This window comes from Chitinimonas violaceus, from assembly GCF_052601015.1.
The window spans coordinates 1-2,961 of sequence record NZ_JBQXDJ010000144.1; the positions used below are offsets into that span (position 1 = coordinate 1).

A 2,961-nucleotide genomic window follows, 5' to 3' on the forward strand; every position below is an offset into this window, starting at 1 on the left:
GTCAAGACCAACAAGCACGATGCCGCTGATGCTGCGGCGATTTGCGAAGCCGTGACCCGGCCGGCTATGCGTTTCGTGCCGATCAAGACCGTTGAGCAGCAAGCCATTCTATCGGTACATCGGGCACGCGCCGGTTTTGTCAAAACACGCACTGCAACGGCCAATGAAATCCGCGGCCTGCTCGCCGAGTTTGGCATCATCATCCCGCAGGGTATCCACGTTATTGGCCGACGCATTCCGGAGATACTGGCAGACGGTGAGAATGCATTGCCAATCACCTTCAAACAGTTGCTGCAGACACTCTCTGACCACCTGAAAGCGCTGGATCAGCAGATTGAGGTACTAGAACAGGACATTCAGTGCTGGCACCGAAATGCTGCCGCCAGTGTTCGGCTGGCGAAGATCCCCGGCATCGGACCGCTTACTGCCAGCGCCCTGGTCGCCACGGTGGGGGACGCTCGAAACTTCAGCAATGGCCGACAGCTTGCGGCTTGGCTCGGTTTAGTGCCGCGACAACATTCCAGCGGTGGTAAACCAACCTTGCTGGGTATCAGCAAGCGTGGTGACAGTTACTTGCGTACCTTGATGATTCACGGTGCCCGAGCAGTGTTACGCGTTGCGACGAATAAAACGGATTGCACCTCTACGTGGTTAAAAGGGGTGATAGCGCGGCGACATGTCAATGTAGCGGCGGTGGCACTGGCCAACAAGAATGCTCGTATTGTCTGGGCTTTACTGGCACACGAGCGAGAGTTCCAGTCCGACCGCACCCTGGCGTTCGCCGGAGAGTAGCCAGACTGGTTGATAGTGACAATCCAGATTGGTGAGGACTTCCAGCGGTTGCGCAGGCAATCTTGATGTGATGGCAAGACAGGTAAGACCGTGACCGGCAAACCCCGAGACTGTCAAAGTGCGTAAAGCACGGTGATCTGATAGCGGAGTCGGTCAGCATATTCCATCAGGGACAGAGGCGAAGGCTTCACCAAAAGTCCGGATGTATGGCTGCAATCCCAACCTTGTTCTTGGTGCAACAGAAAAGATCGCTTGGCAAACGGGGGCGTCCATGTATGACAGTCGCCCGTTTTGACGGTGCCCACGTGTCAGATCAGTTCAGCCTGTCGACACTCTCCCTTCGTTCTAGATTTCCCTTCACTTGCGTAATCGTAACTGGCATCGTCATTTTCCGGAGTCGTCTGCACTCAACTTGACCTCGCGTTCCATCAATTGGTGTAGTCGCCTTCTGAAAATGATATTTTCCATCAATCGAGCAGTGACTGAGTGTCTCAGCGGTAATGTGGCTGTGAGTGAGCGGCCGCAGTTTACCAAGCTGCTTGACCGCTTGGTGCTAGGGTCTGTTGATGGTGCAAAGGCGTTCTCGACCCAATACCGGTAACGATCCTCATTTCCCGTCACCGAGTTGCTCCTCGTGGGTATCACTGCTCTAGCACCTCGTGCCTTGATCTGTTCGCGGATGCATCCAGCTAAAATCTGCATGCCTAGACTGCATGAAAACGCATGATTTCCAGCAGCCAGTTTTCCCCCAAACCCACCAGTATTCACGGGCCTGACAGCCCATCATGCACCTGCATAAAAAGCGCCCTATCAAGTGCGCGGGCGTGGCGGGGATACGAGCGCGCGCTAGCGGTGCTGACTGGGCTATTTCTGCTTTTCGTGACAACCTTGATACATCGGCAAGCCGAGGCGAAGTGCACGTCCCGGTGATCTGGTTCGCTTCGCCAACCACGGTGAAACGACCATTCGTCATCAGCTGCTGCTTGCCGCAGATAATTGAGTACGCGGAGCGCAAAGCTAGGCTGGGCAAGCCTTTGCTGGATTTTGTAGACCAAACGCTAAAAATATCTTTCCAGTCAGTTGCTTACCGGGAGCTTTAGTCAATTGACATACCTGCCGTTGCCCGCTAACCTGCGCGCCGGTTTGGTCTCGTCCAGTGTTTCTTTTCCCTTGCATTTCAAGCCAGTACGCATCCCGTACTGCCGTTCGGCATGCCGCGAACGTGAGCCTGTATCCGGCATCTATATCTAGTGAATCTGCGGTGGGCCCGTTTATTCCCCGCCTTATTTATCCTTTTCGCTCCATTCAGCTATCCATCGTGCGCCTACTCCTTCCCCTCATTTATCTATTGGCAGTCTTCTTTAGCCATTCAGTCTTGGCAAATAGACCCCCCGATCCCGGCAATACCTATCTCTATAAACCCAACTGGTGGTATACCTATTTGGGTGGTGAATGCTCAGGGCCTACGCCAGCCGCGGCTTTTTCTGGCAAGTGTGATGAAGTAATCAACGATCCCAATTTCAGCTGGGGTGCTTGGGAATATGTCAGAGGTGGCTGGCAAGCATTTCAGCCAGGTTGCCATAAGGGTGAGTGTAGCGCTGCATCGTATGGCTCTCGTGTCGCAAATGGTGCTTGTGCCAAAGGTTGGATTTACGACGCTGTTTTCAAAAATGGCAATAGCGGCGACGTTGTGTCGGTTTGTACCCGCCCTAAAAACGCTTCCTGCGTTGCCCCCAAAGAAGACTTCGGCAACGGTTGCGTCTGCCCGGAAGGCATGATCAATGACGGCGAGGGGTGCAAGGTCGACTTCCTCGCTTACAACCCCGTCAACTACGGGAATAAGTGTTCAAACGCTCAAGATAATCGCAGTACCACAGCATCTTCGAGTACTTCCAGTGCCCCTGTCGTACCGGAATGCGGTAACCCCATTCAACCCGCCACCGGCAATAAATATCAACGGGAAGTCGATTATCAGGGCGTAGGCGCCAATCGACTGGCTGTGGTTCGTCACTACAACAGCCTGGCTGATGGCTGGCGTGACCCGGTAATCCCCCCATTTTTAAGGGGAGTCAGAAGTAGCGCTATGCGACCATGGCCAGCCGCTGTATTGGGGTAATACCGCCCAAGGCCATGTTAGGGCGTTCGTGATTGTAGAACCAGATCCAATCC

2 protein-coding genes are annotated in these 2,961 nt (G+C 54.1%); both read left to right on the forward strand.

Annotated elements, in window-relative coordinates:
- On the forward strand, positions 1-792 hold a 792-nt coding region (locus tag ACUHMQ_RS20400; RefSeq protein ID WP_445297284.1), incomplete at its 5' end, for an IS110 family RNA-guided transposase.
- A gap of 1,375 nt (positions 793-2,167) precedes the next feature.
- Positions 2,168-2,908 (forward strand): DUF6531 domain-containing protein, encoded by a 741-nt coding sequence (locus tag ACUHMQ_RS20405; protein ID WP_445297285.1) that lies wholly within the window; start codon positions 2,168-2,170, stop codon positions 2,906-2,908.
- The last annotated feature ends 53 nt before the right edge of the window (positions 2,909-2,961 follow it).